This window comes from Kitasatospora sp. NPDC004272, assembly GCF_053603035.1.
Genome location: NZ_JBSGET010000282.1, coordinates 1 through 1,862, shown reverse-complemented (window position 1 = coordinate 1,862; position 1,862 = coordinate 1). Strand labels below are relative to the sequence as shown.

The 1,862-nt window shown below is 72.9% G+C and carries 1 protein-coding gene; it reads left to right on the top strand.

Features of this window, described 5'->3' with window-relative positions:
- Positions 1–250: 250 nt before the first annotated feature.
- Positions 251–1,714 carry an endo-1,4-beta-xylanase gene (locus ACWEO5_RS38430; RefSeq protein WP_452166700.1) on the top strand — a complete coding sequence of 488 codons (1,464 nt, stop codon included), beginning with the start codon at positions 251–253 and terminating at the stop codon, positions 1,712–1,714.
- Positions 1,715–1,862: the final 148 nt, after the last annotated feature.

Genomic DNA, 1,862 nt, shown 5'->3' with positions numbered 1-1,862 from the left:
CCACTTTTTTACTGTGGGGGCCGGGGGGGGTTGGGGGGGGGGCGGCGCCCCGGGGGGGCGGGGGCCGCGGCCGCCGTGTCGTTTCGGGATCCCGCCGCAGGTCGGAGCGGTGGGTGTCGAAGGACAGTCGAACGCGGGTCGAAAATTTCGCGCCCCGGTGGGCGGCGGAGGGCGTCCGGGCCTCCGTTGCCGGGGCCGCGCGGGCCGCCGTACGGTCCGTGCACCCCACCCACCCCCGGAAGGACGAACCATGGCTGCACCGTCGCACGCAGCGCACCGGCCCGGGCGCGCCCTCGCGGCGCTCGCCCTCGCCGCCGCCGGTGGACTGCTGGCCGCCGCCACCGTCGGCAGCGGCCCGGCCGGCGCCGCGGGCACCACGCTGCGCGACCTCGCCGAGGCCAAGGGCAGCTACTTCGGCACCGCCCTGACCCAGTCCAACCTGAACAGCTCCACCATCACCGCCATCGCCGGCACCCAGTTCGACATGGTCACCCCCGGCAACGAGATGAAGTGGGACACCACCGAACCCTCCGCCGGGAACTTCAACTTCGGCCCCGGCGACCAGATCGTCTCCTTCGCCAAGGCCCACAGCATGCGGGTGCGCGGCCACACCCTGGTCTGGCACAGCCAGCTGCCCAACTGGGTCAGCAGCCTGCCCACCGCCCAGGTGCAGGCCGCGATGGAGAACCACATCACCACCGAGGCCACCCACTACAAGGGCCAGGTCTACTCCTGGGACGTCGTCAACGAGCCGTTCAACGAGGACGGCACGCTGCGCACCGACGCCTTCACCAACGCGATGGGCTCCGGCTACATCGCCGACGCGCTGCGCACCGCGCACGCCGCCGACCCGAACGCCAAGCTGTACCTGAACGACTACAACATCGAGGGCCTGGGCGCCAAGAGCGACGCCATGTACCAGCTGGTGTCCACGCTCAAGCAGCAGGGCGTGCCGATCGACGGCGTCGGCTTCGAGAGCCACTTCATCGTCGGCCAGGTGCCCAGCACCCTGAAGGCCAACATCCAGCGCTTCACCGCGCTCGGCGTCAACGTCGCCATCACCGAGCTGGACGACCGGATGCCCGTCCCGGCCAGCGCCGCCAACCTCGCCCAGCAGGCCACCGACTACGCCAACGTGGTCAACTCCTGCCTCGCGGTGACCGGTTGCGTGGGCGTCTCGCAGTGGGGCGTCGGCGACCCGGACTCCTGGATCCCGGACTTCTTCTCCGGCTACGGCGCGGCCACCATGTACGACGCCAACTACCAGCCGAAGGCCGCGTACAACGCGGTGGTGACGGCGCTCGGCGGCAGCACCTCCTCGCCGTCCCCGTCCTCCTCCGCCTCGGCCTCGCCGTCCCCCTCGGCCTCCTCCTCGCCGTCGGTGCCGCCGACCGGGGCGGCCTGCAAGGTCAGCACCCAGGTCAGCGCCTGGAACACCGGCCTGACCGAGAACGTGACGATCACCAACACCGGCGGCAGCGCCGTGAACGGCTGGACGCTGGCCTTCACGCTGCCCGGCGGGCAGAGCGTCACCAACGCCTGGAACGCGACCGTCAGCCCGGCCAACGGCCAGGTCGGCGCGAGCAACCTGGCGTACAACGCGGCGATCCCGGCCGGCGGCTCGACCAGCTTCGGTTTCCAGGCCAACCACACCGGCAACGCCGCCGCCGCGACCGGCTTCACTCTCAACGGGGTTGCCTGCGCGGCGGGTTGATCCAGGGGCGGACGGGACCAGGACCGGGTCGAACGGGGGCGGTCCGGGACCGTCCGGCTCCGTGCCGGGCGCCTCGCGGGTGGCGGCCGGTGGCGCGGTGGGGGGGGGGGGGCGCCCCCCCCCCCCCCCACCCCGGCGCGGCCCCGGC